This window comes from Kitasatospora sp. NPDC059648 (assembly GCF_042734825.1).
Lineage (GTDB): Bacteria > Actinomycetota > Actinomycetes > Streptomycetales > Streptomycetaceae > Kitasatospora.
Genome location: NZ_JBHWDU010000002.1, coordinates 53,557 through 70,495, shown reverse-complemented (window position 1 = coordinate 70,495; position 16,939 = coordinate 53,557). Strand labels below are relative to the sequence as shown.

16 protein-coding genes are annotated in these 16,939 nt (G+C 74.4%); 10 read left to right on the top strand and 6 right to left on the bottom strand.

Translation table 11 applies throughout. The features are described 5' to 3' along the window. Positions 1-91: 91 nt before the first annotated feature. A complete protein-coding gene (locus ACFV1W_RS01920; protein WP_380412041.1) occupies positions 92-2,065 on the top strand; it encodes a tetratricopeptide repeat protein in 1,974 nt (657 codons plus the stop codon). Positions 2,066-2,129: 64 nt separating this feature from the next. Here ACFV1W_RS01920 and ACFV1W_RS01915 read toward each other — a convergent pair whose 3' ends face one another. Then, positions 2,130-2,543 carry a Fur family transcriptional regulator gene (locus ACFV1W_RS01915; RefSeq protein ID WP_380412038.1) on the bottom strand — a complete coding sequence of 138 codons (414 nt, stop codon included), beginning with the start codon at positions 2,541-2,543 and terminating at the stop codon, positions 2,130-2,132. 105 nt (positions 2,544-2,648) lie between these two features. On the opposite strand from ACFV1W_RS01915, the gene ACFV1W_RS01910 reads away from it, so the two are divergent. Then, the gene (locus tag ACFV1W_RS01910; RefSeq protein ID WP_380412035.1) at positions 2,649-4,124 is read left to right on the top strand and encodes a catalase; all 1,476 of its coding nucleotides are present in this window, start codon (positions 2,649-2,651) and stop codon (positions 4,122-4,124) included. A 75-nt stretch (positions 4,125-4,199) separates the two neighbouring features. On the opposite strand, the gene hisN is transcribed toward ACFV1W_RS01910, so the two are convergent. From hisN to ACFV1W_RS01885, 5 genes are all read right to left on the bottom strand, one after another. Continuing rightward, positions 4,200-4,997: a histidinol-phosphatase gene (gene hisN, locus ACFV1W_RS01905; protein ID WP_380412032.1), complete on the bottom strand. Its 798-nt coding sequence runs from the start codon at positions 4,995-4,997 to the stop codon at positions 4,200-4,202. A 52-nt stretch (positions 4,998-5,049) separates the two neighbouring features. Beyond that, positions 5,050-5,373 (bottom strand): DMT family transporter, encoded by a 324-nt coding sequence (locus ACFV1W_RS01900; protein WP_380412029.1) that lies wholly within the window; start codon positions 5,371-5,373, stop codon positions 5,050-5,052. A 119-nt stretch (positions 5,374-5,492) separates the two neighbouring features. Beyond that, on the bottom strand, positions 5,493-6,548 hold the full coding sequence (gene rsgA / locus ACFV1W_RS01895; protein WP_380412026.1) for a ribosome small subunit-dependent GTPase A: 1,056 nt from the start codon (positions 6,546-6,548) through the stop codon (positions 5,493-5,495). A 15-nt stretch (positions 6,549-6,563) separates the two neighbouring features. After that, positions 6,564-7,916: a 3-phosphoshikimate 1-carboxyvinyltransferase gene (gene aroA / locus ACFV1W_RS01890; protein WP_380412024.1), complete on the bottom strand. Its 1,353-nt coding sequence runs from the start codon at positions 7,914-7,916 to the stop codon at positions 6,564-6,566. 57 nt (positions 7,917-7,973) lie between these two features. After that, entirely contained in the window at positions 7,974-8,696 is a 723-nt protein-coding gene (locus ACFV1W_RS01885; RefSeq protein WP_380412021.1) for a M50 family metallopeptidase, read from the bottom strand. A 138-nt stretch (positions 8,697-8,834) separates the two neighbouring features. On the opposite strand from ACFV1W_RS01885, the gene ACFV1W_RS01880 reads away from it, so the two are divergent. The 8 genes from ACFV1W_RS01880 (at position 8,835) to def (ending at position 16,909) form a co-directional block, all read left to right on the top strand. Continuing rightward, the gene (locus tag ACFV1W_RS01880) at positions 8,835-9,587 is read left to right on the top strand and encodes an SOS response-associated peptidase (RefSeq protein WP_380412019.1); all 753 of its coding nucleotides are present in this window, start codon (positions 8,835-8,837) and stop codon (positions 9,585-9,587) included. A gap of 21 nt (positions 9,588-9,608) precedes the next feature. After that, positions 9,609-10,247: an alpha/beta family hydrolase gene (locus ACFV1W_RS01875; protein WP_380412017.1), complete on the top strand. Its 639-nt coding sequence runs from the start codon at positions 9,609-9,611 to the stop codon at positions 10,245-10,247. A gap of 430 nt (positions 10,248-10,677) precedes the next feature. Further along, a complete protein-coding gene (locus ACFV1W_RS01870; protein WP_167352976.1) occupies positions 10,678-11,328 on the top strand; it encodes a sigma-70 family RNA polymerase sigma factor in 651 nt (216 codons plus the stop codon). Then, entirely contained in the window at positions 11,325-11,774 is a 450-nt protein-coding gene (gene rsrA / locus ACFV1W_RS01865; protein WP_380412015.1) for a mycothiol system anti-sigma-R factor, read from the top strand. The genes ACFV1W_RS01870 and rsrA overlap by 4 nt, the downstream gene beginning before the upstream one ends. 339 nt (positions 11,775-12,113) lie before the next feature. Then, the gene (locus ACFV1W_RS01860) at positions 12,114-13,535 is read left to right on the top strand and encodes an HD-GYP domain-containing protein (protein WP_380412012.1); all 1,422 of its coding nucleotides are present in this window, start codon (positions 12,114-12,116) and stop codon (positions 13,533-13,535) included. 77 nt (positions 13,536-13,612) lie between these two features. Then, entirely contained in the window at positions 13,613-14,887 is a 1,275-nt protein-coding gene (locus ACFV1W_RS01855) for an HD-GYP domain-containing protein (protein ID WP_380412010.1), read from the top strand. A gap of 353 nt (positions 14,888-15,240) precedes the next feature. Further along, the gene (locus tag ACFV1W_RS01850) at positions 15,241-16,227 is read left to right on the top strand and encodes a tetratricopeptide repeat protein (protein WP_380412007.1); all 987 of its coding nucleotides are present in this window, start codon (positions 15,241-15,243) and stop codon (positions 16,225-16,227) included. 28 nt (positions 16,228-16,255) lie between these two features. Further along, entirely contained in the window at positions 16,256-16,909 is a 654-nt protein-coding gene (def, locus tag ACFV1W_RS01845) for a peptide deformylase (RefSeq protein ID WP_380412005.1), read from the top strand. Positions 16,910-16,939: the final 30 nt, after the last annotated feature.

Sequence of the window (16,939 nt, the reverse complement as noted above, 5' to 3'; positions counted from 1 at the left end):
GCCGTCGGGTCCGGCGCCTCTCCTGGGAGAAGTCCCCCCGGCCGTCGGCCGGGGCACGATGCCGCGACACTCTGGGGGAGCGGGAGTCGGCATGAGGCTGATCGGCAAGTCAGGCACCAAGTCCGGTGCGGCCGTCGAGGCGGACACCGACGCCTGGGCGGAGAGCGCCGAGAGCCCCGACGACCGCCCCGGGGCCCTGCCCGCCCAGCGCACCAGCGGACTGTCCGAGCGTCCCGCGGCCGGCGGCTTCGGCCCCGACAGCCTCGTCCACGTGTCCACCCGTCAGTTCGCTCCAGCCGTCGGCGCGTACGGGGCGGCCGTCGAGGAAGCGCCCTCCGGCGCCGCGCTGGACCCGGCCGGGCTGGACCCGACCAGCTTCGAGACCGCGCTGGCCGCCCAGGAGTCCGCCGCCCTGGAGGCCCGGCACCGGCAGGCCGCCGACGGCGGGGACGCGGAGGCCGCCAGCCGGCTCGGCGCCCTGCTGCTGCGCCGCGGCGACCTGGAGGACGCCGAGCCCTACCTGCGCGCCGCCGCGGCCGCCGGGGTGCGGGCCGCCGCCAACAACCTTGGCGTCCTGCTGCACCAGCAGGGCCACCGCGCCGAGGCCGGCCAGTGGTGGCGCCAGGCGGCGGTGGCGGGCAGCGCCCCCGCCGCGCACGCGCTCGGGCTCCAGCTGCGCGACCAGGGCGAGGAGGAGGCCGCCGAGTACTGGCTGCACTTCGCCGCCGACCACGGCCACCCGCTGGGCGCCTACGCGCTCGGCGACCTGATGGAGCACCGGCGCGACGTGCGGGCCGAGCGCTGGTTCAAGGTGTCCGCCGACGCCGGGCACCGGGAGGCCGCCTACCGGCTGGCCCGGATGCGCGAGGCCGCCGGGGACAAGGAGACCGCCGAGGCCTGGTACCGCACCGCGGCGGCCCGCAGCCACGCCCGCGCCGCGCTGCGCCTGGGCGTGCTGCTGGAGGAGCGCGCCCGCACCGACCGGTCGCTGCTGGAGGAGGCGGCCCGCTGGTACCGGCAGGCCGCCCAGAACGGCGAGCCCCGAGCGGCCTGCGCGCTCGGCTTCCTGCTGCGCGACTCCGGGGACGTCGCCGCCGCCGCCGAGTGGTGGCAGGAGGCCGCCGAGGCCGGCGACGGAAATGCCGCCAACGCGCTCGGCGCCCTGCACGCGAGCCGCGGCGAGGCCAAGGAGGCCGAGCACTGGTACCGCACCGCCCTCGATGCGGGCGACCAGAACGGCGCCTTCAACCTCGGCCTGCTCTGCGCCGGGACCGGCCGCGACCAGCAGGCCGAGCAGTGGTACCGCCGGGCCGCGTACGCCGGGCACCGGGAGGCCTGCAACGCGCTGGCCGTGGTGCTGCTGCAGCGCGGCGACGAGTCCGGCGCCGAGCCGTGGTTCTCCAAGGCGGCCGAGGCCGGCAGCGTGGACGGCGCCTTCAACCTGGGCGTGCTGCACGCCGGGCGCGGCGAGGCGCGGCAGGCCCAGGAGTGGTACGCGCGGGCGGCCGCCGAGGGCCACGGCGAGGCGGCGCTGCAGCTGGCGGTCGCCCAGGAGCAGCGCGGCAACCTGCCGGGCGCCCTGGAGCGCTACCGGCAGGCCGCGGCCGGCGGTTCGGCGGAGGGCGCGTTCCGGCTGGCCTCGGTGCTGGACCGGCGCGGGGACGCGGACGCCGAGGCCGAGCACTGGTACGCGCTGGCGGCCGACGCCGGTCACCGCCGGGCGCAGGTGCGGATGGGCGTGCGGGCGGCCGAGCGCGGGGCGCTGGAGATCGCCGAGAGCTGGTACCGGAGGGCCGCCGAGGCGGGCAGCCGCAGCGCCGCGTTCAACCTGGGGCTGCTGCTGGCCCGGCAGGACAGCGAGGCGGAGGCGATGCTCTGGTACACCCGGGCCGCCGACGCCGGGCACGGGCGGGCGGCGCTGCGCCTGGCGCTGCTGGCGCTGCGCCGGGGCGAGCCGGTGCAGGCCGAGAACTGGTGCCGGCGGGCGATCGACTACGGGCCGGCCGAGGTCGCGGAGCGGGCCGGGCGCCTGCTGGGCGCGCTGCACGCGGAGCTGAGCGCGTAGTCGTTCCCCCGGAGCGGGGCGTCGGGAACGGCGGTCAGGCGGCCGGCGGGGCAGGGCCGGCAGGTCAGGGCCGGCAGTCGGGGCACAGGCCGCGGTAGGTGACCTCGGCGGTGGTGACGGCGAAGCCGAAGCGTTCGGCGGCGGGCAGGGCCGCGAGCGGGTCGCCGTGGGGGTGGACGTCGCGGACCGCGCCGCAGCCGGAGCAGACCAGGTGCTGGTGGGCGCGGTGGGCGTTGGGGTCGTAGCGCTTGGCGCGCCCGTCGGTGGCGACCTCCAGCACTTCGCCGAGGGCGACGAGTTCGCCGAGCGTGTTGTAGACGGTGGCGCGGCTGATCTCGGGCAGGCGGCCGGCGGCGCGGGCGTGCACCTCGTCCGCGGTGAGGTGGACGTGCTCGCCGTCGAGGACCTCGGCCACCACCCGGCGCTGCGAGGTCAGCCGCCAGCCGCGTCCGCGCAGTCTCTCCAGCAGGTCACTCATGACACCAGAGTAAGTCACGCTCTGAGATTGGTTCCAGTATTGACTTAGACAAAGTCCAAGTTAGGATCGTGTCATCACGACCGGATTCCTCGGAGGCAACCCGTAATGACCACGCAGGACGAGCTGCGCCCGACGCTCACCACGGAGGCCGGCGCCCCCGTCGCCGACAACCAGAACACCGAGACCGCCGGTGTCGGCGGCCCGGCCCTGATCCAGGACCAGCTGCTGTTCGAGAAGCTCGCGCACTTCAACCGCGAGCGGATCCCGGAGCGCGTGGTGCACGCCCGCGGCGCGGGCGCGTACGGGACCTTCACGGTGACCGCCGACGTGACCCCCTGGACGCGCGCGGCCTTCCTGTCCGAGGTCGGCAAGCAGACCGAGGTCTTCCTGCGCTTCTCCACCGTGGCCGGCAATCTCGGCGCGGCCGACGCGGTGCGCGACCCGCGCGGCTTCGCGCTGAAGTTCTACACCGAGGAGGGCAACTACGACCTCGTCGGCAACAACACCCCGGTGTTCTTCATCAAGGACGCCATCAAGTTCCCGGACTTCATCCACACCCAGAAGCGCGACCCGTACACCGGGTCGCAGGAGGCCGACAACGTCTGGGACTTCTGGGGCCTGTCGCCCGAGGCCACCCACCAGGTGACCTGGCTGTTCGGCGACCGCGGCATCCCGGCCAGCTACCGGCACATGGACGGCTTCGGCTCGCACACCTTCCAGTGGCAGAACGAGGCCGGCGAGCACTTCTGGATCAAGTACCACTTCAAGACCGACCAGGGCATCCGCAACCTCACCCAGGCCGAGGCCAACAAGCTCGCCGGCGAGGACCCGGACAGCCACCAGCGCGACCTGCGCCAGGCGATCGAGCGCGGCGAGTTCCCCAGCTGGACGGTGCAGGTCCAGATCATGCCGGCGGCCGACGCGGCCACCTACCGCTTCAACCCCTTCGACCTGACCAAGGTCTGGCCGCACGCCGACTACCCGCCGATCGAGATCGGCTGGCTGGAGCTCAACCGCAACCCCGACAACGTCTTCGCCGAGGTCGAGCAGTCGGTGTTCTCCCCGGCGCACTTCGTGCCCGGCATCGGCCCGTCCCCGGACAAGATGCTCCAGGGCCGGCTGTTCGCCTACGCCGACGCCCACCGCTACCGGGTCGGCATCAACGCCGACCACCTGCCGGTCAACCGCCCGCACGCGACCGAGGCCCGCACCAACGGACGCGACGGGCACCTGTACGACGGTCGGCACGGGCGGCAGAAGAACTACGAGCCGAACAGCTTCGGCGGCCCGGTGCAGACCGGCCGTCCGCTGTGGGCCGCGACCGCGCTCGACGGCCACACCGGCACCCACGCGGCGCCCTCGCACGCCGAGGACGACGACTTCGTGCAGGCGGGCAACCTCTACCGGCTGTTCTCCGAGGAGGAGAAGCAGCGCCTGATCGCCAACCTGGCGGGCTTCATCGCCAAGGTCTCGGCCGACCGCGAGGACATCGTGGAGCGGGCGATCGACAACTTCCGCAAGGCCGACGCCGACTACGGGCAGCGGCTGGAGGCGGCGGTCCGGGAACTGCGCAAGCAGTAGCCGGACCGGAAGAGCGGCGGGCCCTGTGACCAGCTCCCACTGGTCACAGGGCCCGCAACCGCGTGCGTCGGGGGCTCAGACGGACAGGCGCCGCAGGGTCTCCTCGTGCAGCAGGCCGTTGCTGGCCACCGCGTCGGCGCCGCCGGGGCCGGGGACGCCGTCCAGGCCGGTGAAGCGGCCGCCCGCCTCCTCGACCACGATGCAGGGCGCGGCCATGTCCCACAGCGACAGCTCGGGCTCGGCGGCGACGTCCACGGCGCCCTCGGCGACCATCATGTAGGACCAGAAGTCCCCGTAGGCGCGGGTGCGCCAGCAGGCCCGGGTGAGGTCCAGGAACGGGTCGAGGCGCCCGCGGTCCTCCCAGCCGGTGAGCGAGGAGTACGAGAAGGAGGCGTCCTCGATCCGGGAGACGCCGGAGACGTGGATCCGGGAGGCCTTGGCGAGGCTGCGGCCCGCGTACGCGCCCAGGCCCTTGGCCGCCCACCAGCGGCGCTGCAGCGCCGGGGCGGAGACGATGCCGACCACCGGGCGCTCGACGCCGTCCGGGCCGTCCTCCAGCAGGGCGATCAGGGTGGCCCACACCGGGACGCCGCGGATGTAGTTCTTGGTGCCGTCGATCGGGTCGATCACCCAGCGGCGCGGGCCCGAGCCCTGCAGCCCGAACTCCTCGCCGAGGACGGCGTCGCGCGGGCGGGCGCGCTGGAGCACGCTGCGCACCAGCTCCTCGGCGGCCTTGTCGGCGTCGCTGACCGGGGTCAGGTCCGGCTTGGTCTCGATCTTCAGGTCGAGGGCGCGGAAGCGCTCCAGGGTGACCGAGTCGGCCGAGTCGGCGAGGACGTGGGCGAGTCGGAGATCGTCGTGGTAGTCGGCCATGTCGGAAACCCTAGCTCAGTGCGGGGCCCCGTCCCGGTGGGCGAGCACAGGCTCAGTGGGCCGTGCCGCTGAGCTGGAGGCCGATCACGCCGGTGATCACCAGGGAGATGGAGACCAGCTTGAGCACCGAGGTGGTCTCGTCCAGGAAGACCATGCCGTAGACCGCGGTGCCGGCCGCGCCGATGCCGGTCCACACCGCGTAGGCGGGGCCGACCGGCAGGCTCTTCAGCGAGAGGGTGAGCAGCCCGAAGCTGCCGAGCGCGAACACGCAGAAGCTGATGGTGGGCCAGAGCTTTGTGAAGCCCTCGCTGAGCTTGAGGTTGATCGCGAAACCGGTCTCCAGCAGGCCGGCCAGGACCACCAGGGCCCATGCCATCGTGTGCCCTCCCAGTCGATCGACGGACGGGCCGCGCCCGGCCCGACTTTCCTATGATCGCCAGGGAGGACCGGTCCGACACCTCGAACGGGCCACGAACCCAAGGGACGGCAGAGCCGTCAGTCGCCCTCGCGGGCCTCCTTGCTGGACAGCAGGCGGCGCAGCGAGTAGAGCCGGGCGGCCTCCGCGTGGCCGTCCGCGACCCAGGCGTCCAGGGCGCAGTCCGGTTCGTCGTGGCTGCACGCGCGCGGACAGTCGACGGTGCCGGGCTCCAGGTCGGGGAAGGCGTGGATGACCCGGGACGGGTCGATGTGGGAGAGGCCGAAGGAGCGGAAGCCGGGCGTGTCGATCACCCAGCCGGTGTCGAGCGCCTTGCGGGAGCCGGGCTTGGCGCCGGGCGGCGGGGGAAGCCGCAGGGCGAGGGCGGAGACGGTGGTGTGCCGGCCGCGGCCGGTGACGGCGTTGACGTGGCCGGTCTGCCGCCGGCGGTCCGGGACGAGGGCGTTGACCAGGGTGGTCTTGCCGACGCCGGAGTGGCCGATGAACACCGTGGACAGTCCGCGCAGGTGCTCGCGGACGGCCTCGGCGCCGGTGGTCTCCAGCTCGTCCCGGCGGGTGACGACGTACTTGATGCCGAGCGGGGCGTACGACTCCAGCAGCGGCTCGGCCGGGGCGAGATCGGACTTGGTGAGCACCAGCAGCGGTTCCATGCCCGCGTCGTAGGCGGCGACCAGGCAGCGGTCGACCAGCCGGGGGCGGGGCTCCGGGTCGGCCAGCGCGGTGACGATGGCCAGCTGCTCGGCGTTGGCGACGACGATCCGCTCGTACGGGTCGTCGTCGTCCGCGGTGCGCCGCAGCACGGAGCTGCGCTCCTCGACCCGGACGATCCGGGCGAGGGTGTCGGTGTCCCCGGAGAGGTCGCCGACCAGGTTGACCACGTCGCCGACGACGACGCCCTTGCGGCCCAGCTCGCGGGCCTTCATGGCGACGACCTGGCGCTCCTGCTTGGTCCCCGGGTCGACCAGGCAGGTGATCCGGCCGCGGTCGACGGTCAGCACCATCGCCTCGGCGGCGTCCTCGTGCTTGGGCCGGATCCGGGTCCGCGGCCGGGAGCCCCGGCGGGCGGGGCGGTTGCGGATGTCGTCCTCGTCGGCGTCCTTGCCGTAGCGGCGCATGGTTCCAGTCTCCGCTCAGGCGTCCGTCGCCGATCCGCCGTCGCCGCCCGCGCCCTCGCCGAGCAGCTCCGCCCACATCGTCGGGAAGTCGGGCAGGGTCTTGGCGGTGGTGGCCACGTTCTCCACCCCGACGCCGGGCACGGCGAGGCCCAGCACCGCGGCGGCGGTGGCCAGGCGGTGGTCCTCGTAGGTGTGGAAGACGCCGCCGCGCAGGGCGCGCGGGCGGATCCGCAGGCCGTCCTCGGTCTCGCTGACGTCGCCGCCGAGGTCGTTGATCTCCTTGGCGAGGGCGGCGAGCCGGTCGGTCTCGTGCAGGCGCAGGTGGGCGATGCCGTACAGGTGGGACTCGGAGTCGGCGAGGGCGGCGACGGCGGCGATCACCGGGGTGAGCTCGCCGACGTCGTGCAGGTCGGCCTCGATGCCGTGGATGCGGCCGCTGCCGGTGAACTGCAGGCCCTCGTCGGTGAACTCGCAGGCGCCGCCCATCCGGGTGTAGAGGTCGCGCAGCTGGTCGCCGGGCTGGGTGGTGTGCTTGGGCCAGTCGCGCACGGTCACCCGGCCGCCGGTGACCAGGGCGGCGGCGAAGAACGGGGCGGCGTTGGACAGGTCGGGCTCGACCACCAGGTCGCGGCCGAGCAGGGCGCCGGGGGTGACCCGCCAGACGTCCTTCTCGCCGCCGTCCTCGGGGGCGTCGACCTGGGCACCGGCCAGGCGCAGCATCTCGACGGTCATCCGGATGTGCGGCAGCGACGGGACGGGGCCGCCGACGTGCCGGACCTCGACGCCGTGGTTGTAGCGGGCGCCGGAGAGCAGCAGGGCGGAGACGAACTGGGACGAGGAGGAGGCGTCCAGTTCGACCGGGCCGCCGTCGAGGCCGCCGGTGCCGTGGACGGTGAGCGGGAAGCTGCCGCGGCCGCCGTCGTCGATCCGGGCGCCGAGCGCGCGCAGGGCGTTGATCACGCCGTGCTGGGGGCGTTCGTGGCTGCGCGGGTCTCCGTCGAAGTGGACCGGGCCGTCGGCGAGGGCGGCGAGCGGGGGCAGGAAGCGCATGACGGTGCCGGCGTTGCCGACGTCGACGTTGGCGGGGCCGCGCAGCACGGGGGCGGGGATGACCCGCCAGGCCTCGCCGCCGCCGGTGCCGCCGGAGTCGTTGTTGACCTTCTCCTCGATGGTGACCCCGAGGGCGCGCAGGCCGTCGGCCATCAGCTGGGAGTCGCGGCTGCGCAGCGGCCGGCGCACCCAGCCGGGCCCGTCGGCGAGCGCCGCCAGCACCAGGGCCCGGTTGGTGACCGACTTGGAGCCGGGGATGGTGACGGTGGCGTCGACGGGGGCGGTGGCGACGGGGGCGGGCCACGGGGTCTCGGTCATGGGGGCCAGTCTAGGGGCCGTACCGGAACGGACCCGGCGACGGCCGCATGGTGAGCGTTACAGGGGTTGGAGCAGCCAGCTGGCGCCCAGGGCGAGGCAGGCGAGGGCGATCAGCAGGAAGACGGCGACCCAGGCCAGGGCGGGGACGTGGGTGAGCCGGGCGAGTTGGTCGGCGTCGGAGTCGCGCGCCCAGCCGATGCGGCGCTGGTGCTGGAGCTCCAGGACCGGGCGCACCGCGCCGAACAGCAGGAACCAGCAGCCGAGGTAGGCGAAGCCGGCCTGAACCTGGGCGCTGCCGAACCAGGAGACCAGGAAGAAGGCGCCGCCGGCGATCAGGACGATGAACAGGCCGAAGGCGTTGCGGACGCGGATGAGCAGGGCCAGCAGCAGGGCGACGGCCAGCCACAGCAGCAGGGTGATCCGGTCGGCGGCGAGCAGGGCGGCGCAGCCGAGGCCGAGCAGGGCGGGGGCGGTGTAGCCGGCGGCGGCGGTGAGGATCATGCCGGGGCCGGTGGGGCGGCCGTAGGAGAGGGTGAGGCCGGAGGTGTCGGAGTGCAGCCGGATGCCGGCGAGCCTGCGGCGGGTGGCGAGCGCGGCGAGGCCGTGGCCGCCCTCGTGGGCGATCGTGACGGCGTTGCGGGCGACGTGCCACAGGGGCCTGGCGAGGACGGTGAGCAGGGCGGCGCAGCCGGTGGCGAGGACGAGCCAGCCGGGCGGGGCGGCCTGGGTGCCGGTGACCCGGTCCCACAGTTCGCCGAGGTTCTGGTTGTTCGGGTTCATCGCGGGGTCTGCGCCTCCGTTCGCTGCGTTGGGCCGTTCGGGGCAGCCTCCCATGCGGGGACGGGCGGGCGGGAGCGGGCGGTTCTGCTCCGTGGATGAGGAAGTGGTGAGGGCGGGCGGCGTGGCAAGCTGGCCCGCATGTGCGGTCGCTTCGCAGCCAGCAGCAAGCCCGAGGACCTCGTCGAACTGTTCGACGTGGAGTTCTGGGATCCTGAGGAGTCCCTGGACCCGAACTGGAACGTGGCGCCGACCAACAGCGCCTTCGTGGTGCTGGAGCGGCCGGCGAAGGGGGCGGCGCGGCCGGTGCGGCAGCTGCGGGCGCTGCGCTGGGGGCTGGTGCCGCAGTGGTCGAACTCCGCCGAGACGGCGGTGAAGATGATCAACGCGCGGTCGGACACGGTGCACGAGAAGCCCGCGTACCGGCAGGCCTTCTCCTCGCGCCGGTGCATCCTGCCGGTGGACGGCTACTACGAGTGGCAGACGCTGCCGGGCGAGCGGGGGAAGGCGCGCAAGAAGCCGTTCTTCGTCTCCCGGGCGGACGGCGGTCCGCTGGCGCTGGCCGGGCTGTACGAGTTCTGGCGCAACCGGGCGGTGCCGCCGGGGCACCCGCAGGCCTGGCTGGTGACCTTCACGATCGTCACCACGGACGCCGAGGAGGTGCTGGCGCCGATCCACGAGCGGATGCCGCTGTTCCTCGACCGCGACTCCTGGGGCGAGTGGCTGGATCCGGGGCTGGACGACCCGGACGAGCTGCGCCGGCTGCTGATACCCCCGCCGCCGGGGGCGCTGCTGGCCACGCCGGTGTCGCCGGCGGTGGGCAACATCCGCAACAACGGCCCGGAGCTCAAGGAGCCGTGGGTCGAGGTCGAGTACGAGACCACACTGTTCTGAACGTCGTTGGGAGCCGTTGAGATGACCACCTCCGAACTCGTCGCCACGGAGGCCGGGGACGCCCGGATCACCCACCACCGGGCGGACGCCGCGAGGGCGGTGCTGGCACTGGGGCACGGCGCGGGCGGCGGGATCGGCGCGCGGGACCTGGTGGCGCTGGCCGAGCGGCTGCCGGAGCGCGGGATCACCGTGGCGCTGGTCGAGCAGCCCTGGCGGGTGGCGGGCAGGAAGCTGGGCCCGGCGCCGAGGACGCTGGACCTCGGCTGGCGGCCGGTCGCGGAGCGGCTGGCCGGGCAGGGGCTGCCGCTGGTGGTCGGCGGGCGCAGCGCGGGGGCGCGGGTGGCCTGCCGGACGGGCGCGGCGACCGGTGCGGTCGGGGTGGTGGCATTGGCGTTCCCGCTGCACCCGCCGGGCAAGCCGGAGAAGAGCCGGGCGGAGGAGCTGCTGGAGTCGGGGCTGCCGACGCTGGTGGTGCAGGGCGCGGCGGATCCGTTCGGCGGGCCGGAGGAGTTCCCGGAGCTGCCGGAGGGGCACGAGCTGGTGGGGCTGCCGTACGGCAACCACGGTTTCGAGGTGCCCAAGCGGGCGGCGGTGGGGCAGGAGGAGGTGCTGGGGCTGATCTGCTCGGCGGTGGGGGACTGGGTGCTCGGGCTGGTGTGACCGAGCCGCCGGGGTCCCGCTGCTGTGATCCCGCCGCCGTGGTCCCGCTGCTGTGAGCAGGGCGTTTCCGCTCGCTCACTCGTGCGAGTGAATGGAGGGCCGGGGCGGGAATGCGGGCGGGGCCGGGGTGGTTGTCGTCTCCGTCAGCAGGAGTCACCGGTGAGAGGCAGGGCAGATGGGTTCGATCGCGTGCCCCGAACGGCCTGAGGAGCGCGAGGCCACCGCGGCGTTCGCCCCCTCCTGGTCGGAGTGGCTTGACGCGGGCGAGAAGCCCGTCAGCCCGATATCCTCCATTTCTGGGCGGCCCGCCGTGGGCCGTGCCCGTCATGCCGAGGAGGTGGGTCCGGTCGTCGGGACCGAGCACGAGGCCGATCCGGGCCGTGGCCCGGACGAGGCCCTGCCTGCGGGCGAGGCGCTCACCGGTGAGGAGCTGGCCGAGGCGATCGGTGAGGACACCTTCCGGGTGTCGGCGGAGGAGTCCGAGGAGGCCCGGCGGGAGCGCTTCGAACGCGACGCCCTGGGGTACCTCGACCCGATGTACTCCGCGGCGCTGCGCATGACGCGCAATCCCGCGGACGCGGAGGACCTGCTCCAGGAGGCGTTCGCGAAGGCGTACGCGTCCTTCCACCAGTTCCGTGAGGGTACGAACCTCAAGGCCTGGCTGTACCGCATCCTCACCAACACGTTCATCAACTCGTACCGCAAGAAGCAGCGCGAGCCCCAGCGCACCGCGGCGGAGGAGATCGAGGACTGGCAGCTGGCCAGGGCCGAGTCGCACATGTCGACCGGTCTGCGCTCGGCCGAGACCCAGGCGCTCGACCACCTCCCCGACAGTGATGTGAAGGACGCGCTCCAGGCCATTCCGGAGGAATTCCGGATCGCCGTCTATCTCGCGGACGTAGAAGGCTTTGCGTACAAGGAGATCGCGGACATCATGGGTACTCCCATCGGTACGGTGATGTCCCGGCTGCACCGCGGCCGCCGGCAGCTGCGCGGCATGCTGGAGGATTACGCCCGTGAGCGCGGGCTGGTTCCGGCCGGCAGCGGGGCAGGGCAGGAAGCGAAGGGCTCGGGCTCATGAGCTGCGGCGATCCGCACGAAACCGAGTGTGGCGAGGTCCTCGACCACCTCTATGAATTCCTCGACAACGAGATGGCCGAGGGCGATTGCGCCAAGCTGCGCGTGCACTTCGAGGAGTGCTCGCCCTGCCTGAAGCAGTACGGGCTGGAGCAGGCGATCAAGGCGCTGATCAAGCGTTCCTGCGGCTGTGACGACGCCCCGGCGGACCTGCGCGGCAAGGTCCTGGCCAGGATCGACTCGATCCGGGCCGGGCAGCGCCCGGGCGAGCCGGTGGTCGTCGCCGTGGACTCCTCGGTCGAGGTGCGCGCCGAGGCGGCCCGCCCGGCGCCCAGGCTCGCGCAGGGCGGGGCACAGGAGCGGGCGCAGGACGGGGCGCAGGACGGCGCGTCCGATGAGTCGGCCACGCGCCCCGGTGCGCCGGTCGAGGCCGGAGCCCCCGCGGAGTAGTCCGCGGGTGGCCGTGCGGCCCGCCGGTGAGGGCGGGCGAAACGGTTCGGACCAGGAGTTCGGCGGCCCCGGGAGCGCGTGCTCCCGGGGCCGCTCCTGTTCTGCTCGCATGCGCCCTCACTCGTTCGGGTGAGTTGGCGGTGCGCCAACTGCGCCATTGCGCGATCATGCGTCCCCGTGCCCGGACGGCGGCCTATCCTCCTGACGGACGCTCACCGCCGGTCACCCACCGGCGCGCTGAGGCACACGGGGCCCGGACGCGGGGAGGTCGAGATCGCTAACGACAGTGGAGGCGCGACCCTGCCGCGGGGAGCGGCACGCTATCTGACGGCCGTTCCGGTGGCGGCCCTTTGCTGCCTGCTGCCGTTGCTGCCGCAGTCCGTCACGCCCGGGATGCCGCACTGGCTCGGCCACCCGGCGGACTGGCCCAAGGCCGGACTGCTGGGCTTCCTGCACGGCTGCTGGGAGTCGCTCGCCCAGGGCCTGCCGACCCCCTGCTCGCTCCTGCTGCGCCGGTTGCTGCGCCGCCCCGTGCCCGCCGAACGGGCGTCGGCCCGCCCCGGTGTGAACGCCTTCTTCCCGGTGCTGTTCGCCGGGGTGCTGATGCTCCCGCCGGCCGCCGCCGCCCTGGTCGCCGCCCCGGCCGCGCTGCTCGGCGGCCCGACCGGCCCCGGCTGCCGCGAACGCCAGCTGTTCAACGGCTCCCAGCTCGCGCTGTGCGCCTTCGCCGCCTCCGTCGCCTTCCACCTGCTGCACGGCCCGCAACTGCTGCTCGGCTCCCGCTTCCCGGCCGCGCTGCTGCCCGGCTTCGCCGCCGTCGCCGCGTTCTGCCTGGTCAACGGGCTGGTGGTGGGCGTCATGGTGGTGCTCAGCGAGGGGCGGCGGACCGGTGAGGTGCTGCGCGGAGCCTGCGCGGTGTGCGGGCTGCCGGTGCTGGTGCACGCGGCCGGCGGTCTGATGGTCGCGGTGCTCTGGCAGGGCCCGTACGGGGCGTTCGCCGCGCTGCTGGCGCTGCTGCCGCTGTCCATCTCGGCCTGGGTGTTCGCCCAGGGCCAGCGCGAGCGGGACGCCCACCAGGCCACCGTGCAGTCGCTGGTGCAGGCGGTGGAGATCAAGGACGCGTACACCCGCGGGCACAGCGAACGGGTCGGCCGGGCCTCGGTGCTGATCGCCACTCAGCTGGGCATGGAGCCCGAGCGGCTGCGCACCCTGCGCTTCGCCGGGATCCTGCACGACGTCGGCAAGCTCGGGGTGGCCACCGAGCTGCTGCGCAGAAACGGTCCCCTCAGCGAGGACGAACGCCGCGCGGTGGAGGTCCACCCGGTGTACGGGTACGAGCTGGTGCGCGGGATCGACTTCCTCGGCGAGGCGCACTCCGGGATCCTGCACCACCACGAGCGGATGGACGGGCGAGGCTACCCGAGCGGGCTGGCCGGCGAGCAGATCCCCGAGTTCGCCCGGATCATCTCCGTCGCCGACGCCTTCGACTCGATGACCTCCACCCGCTCCTACCGGCGCGGCCGCCCCGTCACCGAGGCGGTCGCCGAGCTGGAGCGCTGCTCCGGCAGCCAGTTCGACCCGGTGATGGTGCGGGCGCTGATCGACGCCCTGGCCGTGCACGACTGGCAGCCCGTGGTGCACCCGGAGGACTGCGTACGGGCCGTGCCGGACATCCCGCTCGGGGTGCCCGAGCCGGTGCGGGCGGCGCCCCGCCGGGTGCCAGCCCAGGGCGGGGCCGCCGCCGCGGCCGGGAAGTCGTGACCGGCTCCGGGCGCGTGGCCGCGGCACCCGGCCGGGCCGCCCGCATCCGTGCAGCGCGGGGGAGCACCGCCCGCGCGATGCACGTGGCCGCCGCCGCGCTGCTGGCGCTCGCGCTCGGCGCGGTCGCGGCGCGCGGGGTCGCCGAACCGCGTATCGCGCTGGCGTTCGCCGGGCTGATCGCGCTCGGCGAGTGCGTCCGGATCACCCTTCCGGGTGACCGTGAGCAGGCGCCCATCGGCGCCGCCGGCGCGCTGGCGTACGCCCTGCTCGGGCCGCTGCGCGGGGTGCCGACCGCCCACGGCACCCTCCAGGTGGTCGCGGTCACCGGGATCGGCCTGCTGCTGGGCTGGCTGCCCGGCCTCGCCCCGCACCTCCCCGGGCGTCCGTACCGGCGCCCGCCCTGGGCCGACCCGGCCCGGCGTGACAGCGCCGCCCGCCGGCTGCTCGCGGTCGGCTTCGCCGCGGCCGTCTTCCAACCGCTCTACAACGGCGGCCTGGTCGACCGCTTCTCGCCCGAGGGCCCGGCCTACGGGGTGTTCCTGACCGCCGTCGCCGCGCTGGCCGCGCTCTGCGACGCGACCCTGGCCGCGCTGCTGCGCGCCTCCGCCAAGGGGCTGCGGTTCCCGGCCGCGCTGGACGACGAGCTGCGCTCGCTGTTCGGCATCGGCTCGGCGATCGTCGCCACCGGGATGCTGGTCAGCCTCGCGGCCGGCGAGGTCGGGCTGTGGGCGCTGCCGCTGTTCTGCACCCCGCTGCTGCTCGCCCAGATCTCCTTCCGGCGGGCCGCGGCGGTGCGGGCCACCACCGGGCAGACCATCGCCAGCCTGGCCCGGGCCACCGAGGTCGCCGGCTACACCCCGCACGGGCACGCGCGCCGGGTCGCGGACACGGCGTGCGCGCTCGGCCGCGAGCTGGGTCTGGGCACCCGCGAGCTCGCCCTGCTGGAGTACGCGGCGCTGATGCACGACGTCGGTCAGCTGTCCCTGGTCGAACCGGTGCCGGACGGCGCCACCGCGCTGCTGTCCTGCGCCGAGCAGCAGCGCATCGCCCGGCTCGGCAGCGAGGTCATCAGCCGTACCGGGGTGCCCCGGCAGGTCGCCGAGCAGGTCGCCCGACTGGCCGACCCCTGCCAGGGGCCGGCCGGCGGCGAGCGGCCGGTGCCGCTCGCGGCCCGGATCATCCGGGTCGCCAACGCCCACGACGACCTGCTGACCGCCGCCCGCGGCCGGGGGCTCGGCGAGGCGGTGGGGCGCCTGGAGGCGCTGGAGGTGCTGCGGCTGGGGCGGGGGAGGGTCTACGACGCCCGGGTGGTGGACGCGCTCGTCCGGGTCGGCGGGCAGGGCCGGGGCTGAGGCGGGGCCGTCCCTGGGCTGCGGCGGGGCACGGCGGGCCGTTCCTGGGCTGCGGCGGGTACGGCCCCGGGCACGTCGGGGCCGGGCGGGGCCTCCGGGGCCCTCATGCGCGGGCCCGGCCCGCAGTGCGGTCGAGCGGCGGCCGTCCGGGGTTGAGGAGGCGCGCCGCGGCGGGCAGGCTGGGGAGGGGCGGGCCCCAACCTCGGCGGTGGGGAGCGCGGGCGGGGGCGGGCGTGGTTGGATGCGGTCGTAGCGTGGAACACCGACCCGGAACACCGGGACCCGGGCTCCGTCGAGGACGGGACGGGCCCGGCGGTACGGGACTTGAGCGGACGACGACGGCAGGGACGAACGTGAGGATCTTCCACCGGGCACGGCACCGGCCGTCCGCCACCTGGCGGCAGACGACCGACCGGGCCTTCACGCTGATCGGCGACGGCCGCTACGAGGACGCCGGCGCCCTGCTGGTGATGGCCGCCGACCTGGAGCCCTGGCTGTCGGACTCCTGGTTCAACCTCGCCCTGCTGCACAAGTTCCGCCGCGACTGGGAGCAGGCCCGCTCGGCCGGCCTGCGCGCCGTCGCCCTGCTGGACCGCGAGCACGGCGCCCCCGACTGGTGGAACCTCGGCATCACCGCCACCGCGCTCCAGGACTGGCCGCTGGCCCGCCGCGCCTGGCAGGCCTACGGGCTCAAGCTGCCCGGCGGCCCCGGCGGGGACGGCCCGGTCAGCCTGGACCTCGGCACCACCCCCGTGCGGCTGTCCCCGGACGGCGAGTCCGAGGTGGTGTGGGGCCGCCGGCTCGACCCGGCCCGGATCGAGGTGCTGTCCATCCCGCTGCCCTCCTCCGGCCGCCGCTGGGGCGAGGTGGTGCTGCACGACGGCGCCCCGCACGGCGAGCGGGTCACCGACGGCGTCGCCTACCCCGTCTTCGACGAGATCGAGCTGTGGGCGCCCTCCCCGGTGCCGACCTACGTGGTGCTGCTGCAGGCCGCCACGGCCGGTGACCGGGACGCCCTGGAGCGGCTGGTCGCCGAGGCCGGGTACGCGGCCGAGGACTGGACCTCCTCGGTGCGGCTGCTGTGCCGCGCCTGCTCGGAGAGCCGGATGGCCTCGGACGACGGCGTCGTCGCCCACCACGACCCGCACGACGACGGCGACGCCGCCCACCCCGGGCACCTCAGCCACCTCAGCCAGGGCGGTGCGGCCGGGATGTCCTGGCTGGTCGAGCGGGAGTGCGGGATCGCGGCCCCGGCGCACCTGGTCCGGGTGCTGCTGGACCGCTGGGTCGCTGCCGCCCCCGGAACCCGGGCTTACCGGGATCTCGAAGAAGTGTGCTGAGTACCCTGGTGAGGTACGCGTAGGACCTATGGAAGCGGAAGACATGGCGGAGCAGCACGACCACGAGCACGAGCACGACGTGGAGGGGACGGCGCCCGAGGCCCCCGCGAAGGTGATCGGTGAGGAGCCCGACCTCAGCAAGGGCACCGCCCGCCCGATCACCGTGGTCGGCAACCCCGTCCTGCACCGCGAGGTCAAGGACGTCACCGTGTTCGACGGCGAACTGTCCGCGCTGATCGACGACATGTTCCAGTCGATGTACGCCGCCGAGGGCGTGGGCCTGGCCGCCAACCAGATCGGCGTCGACCTCAAGGTCTTCGTCTACGACTGCCCGGACGACGAGGGCGTGCGCCACATCGGCCACGTGATCAATCCGAAGCTGGAGGAGTACCCGGCCGACCGCCGCCGGGTGCTCGACGACGGCAACGAGGGCTGCCTGTCCGTCCCGACCGCCTACGCCGAGCTGCCGCGCCCGGACTACGCGGCCGTGACCGGCGTCGACAAGGACGGCGAGCCGATCCGCGTGGAGGGCACCGGCTTCTTCGCCCGCTGCCTGCAGCACGAGACCGACCACCTGTACGGCACCCTCTACATCGACAAGCTGTCGAAGCGGGACCGCAAGGACGCCCTGAAGCAGATGGCCGAGGGCACGGCGAAGTACGCGACCGTGCCGAACGAGTAGGGCCTGATCGTCAGTCGGAGGCCGGTGCGG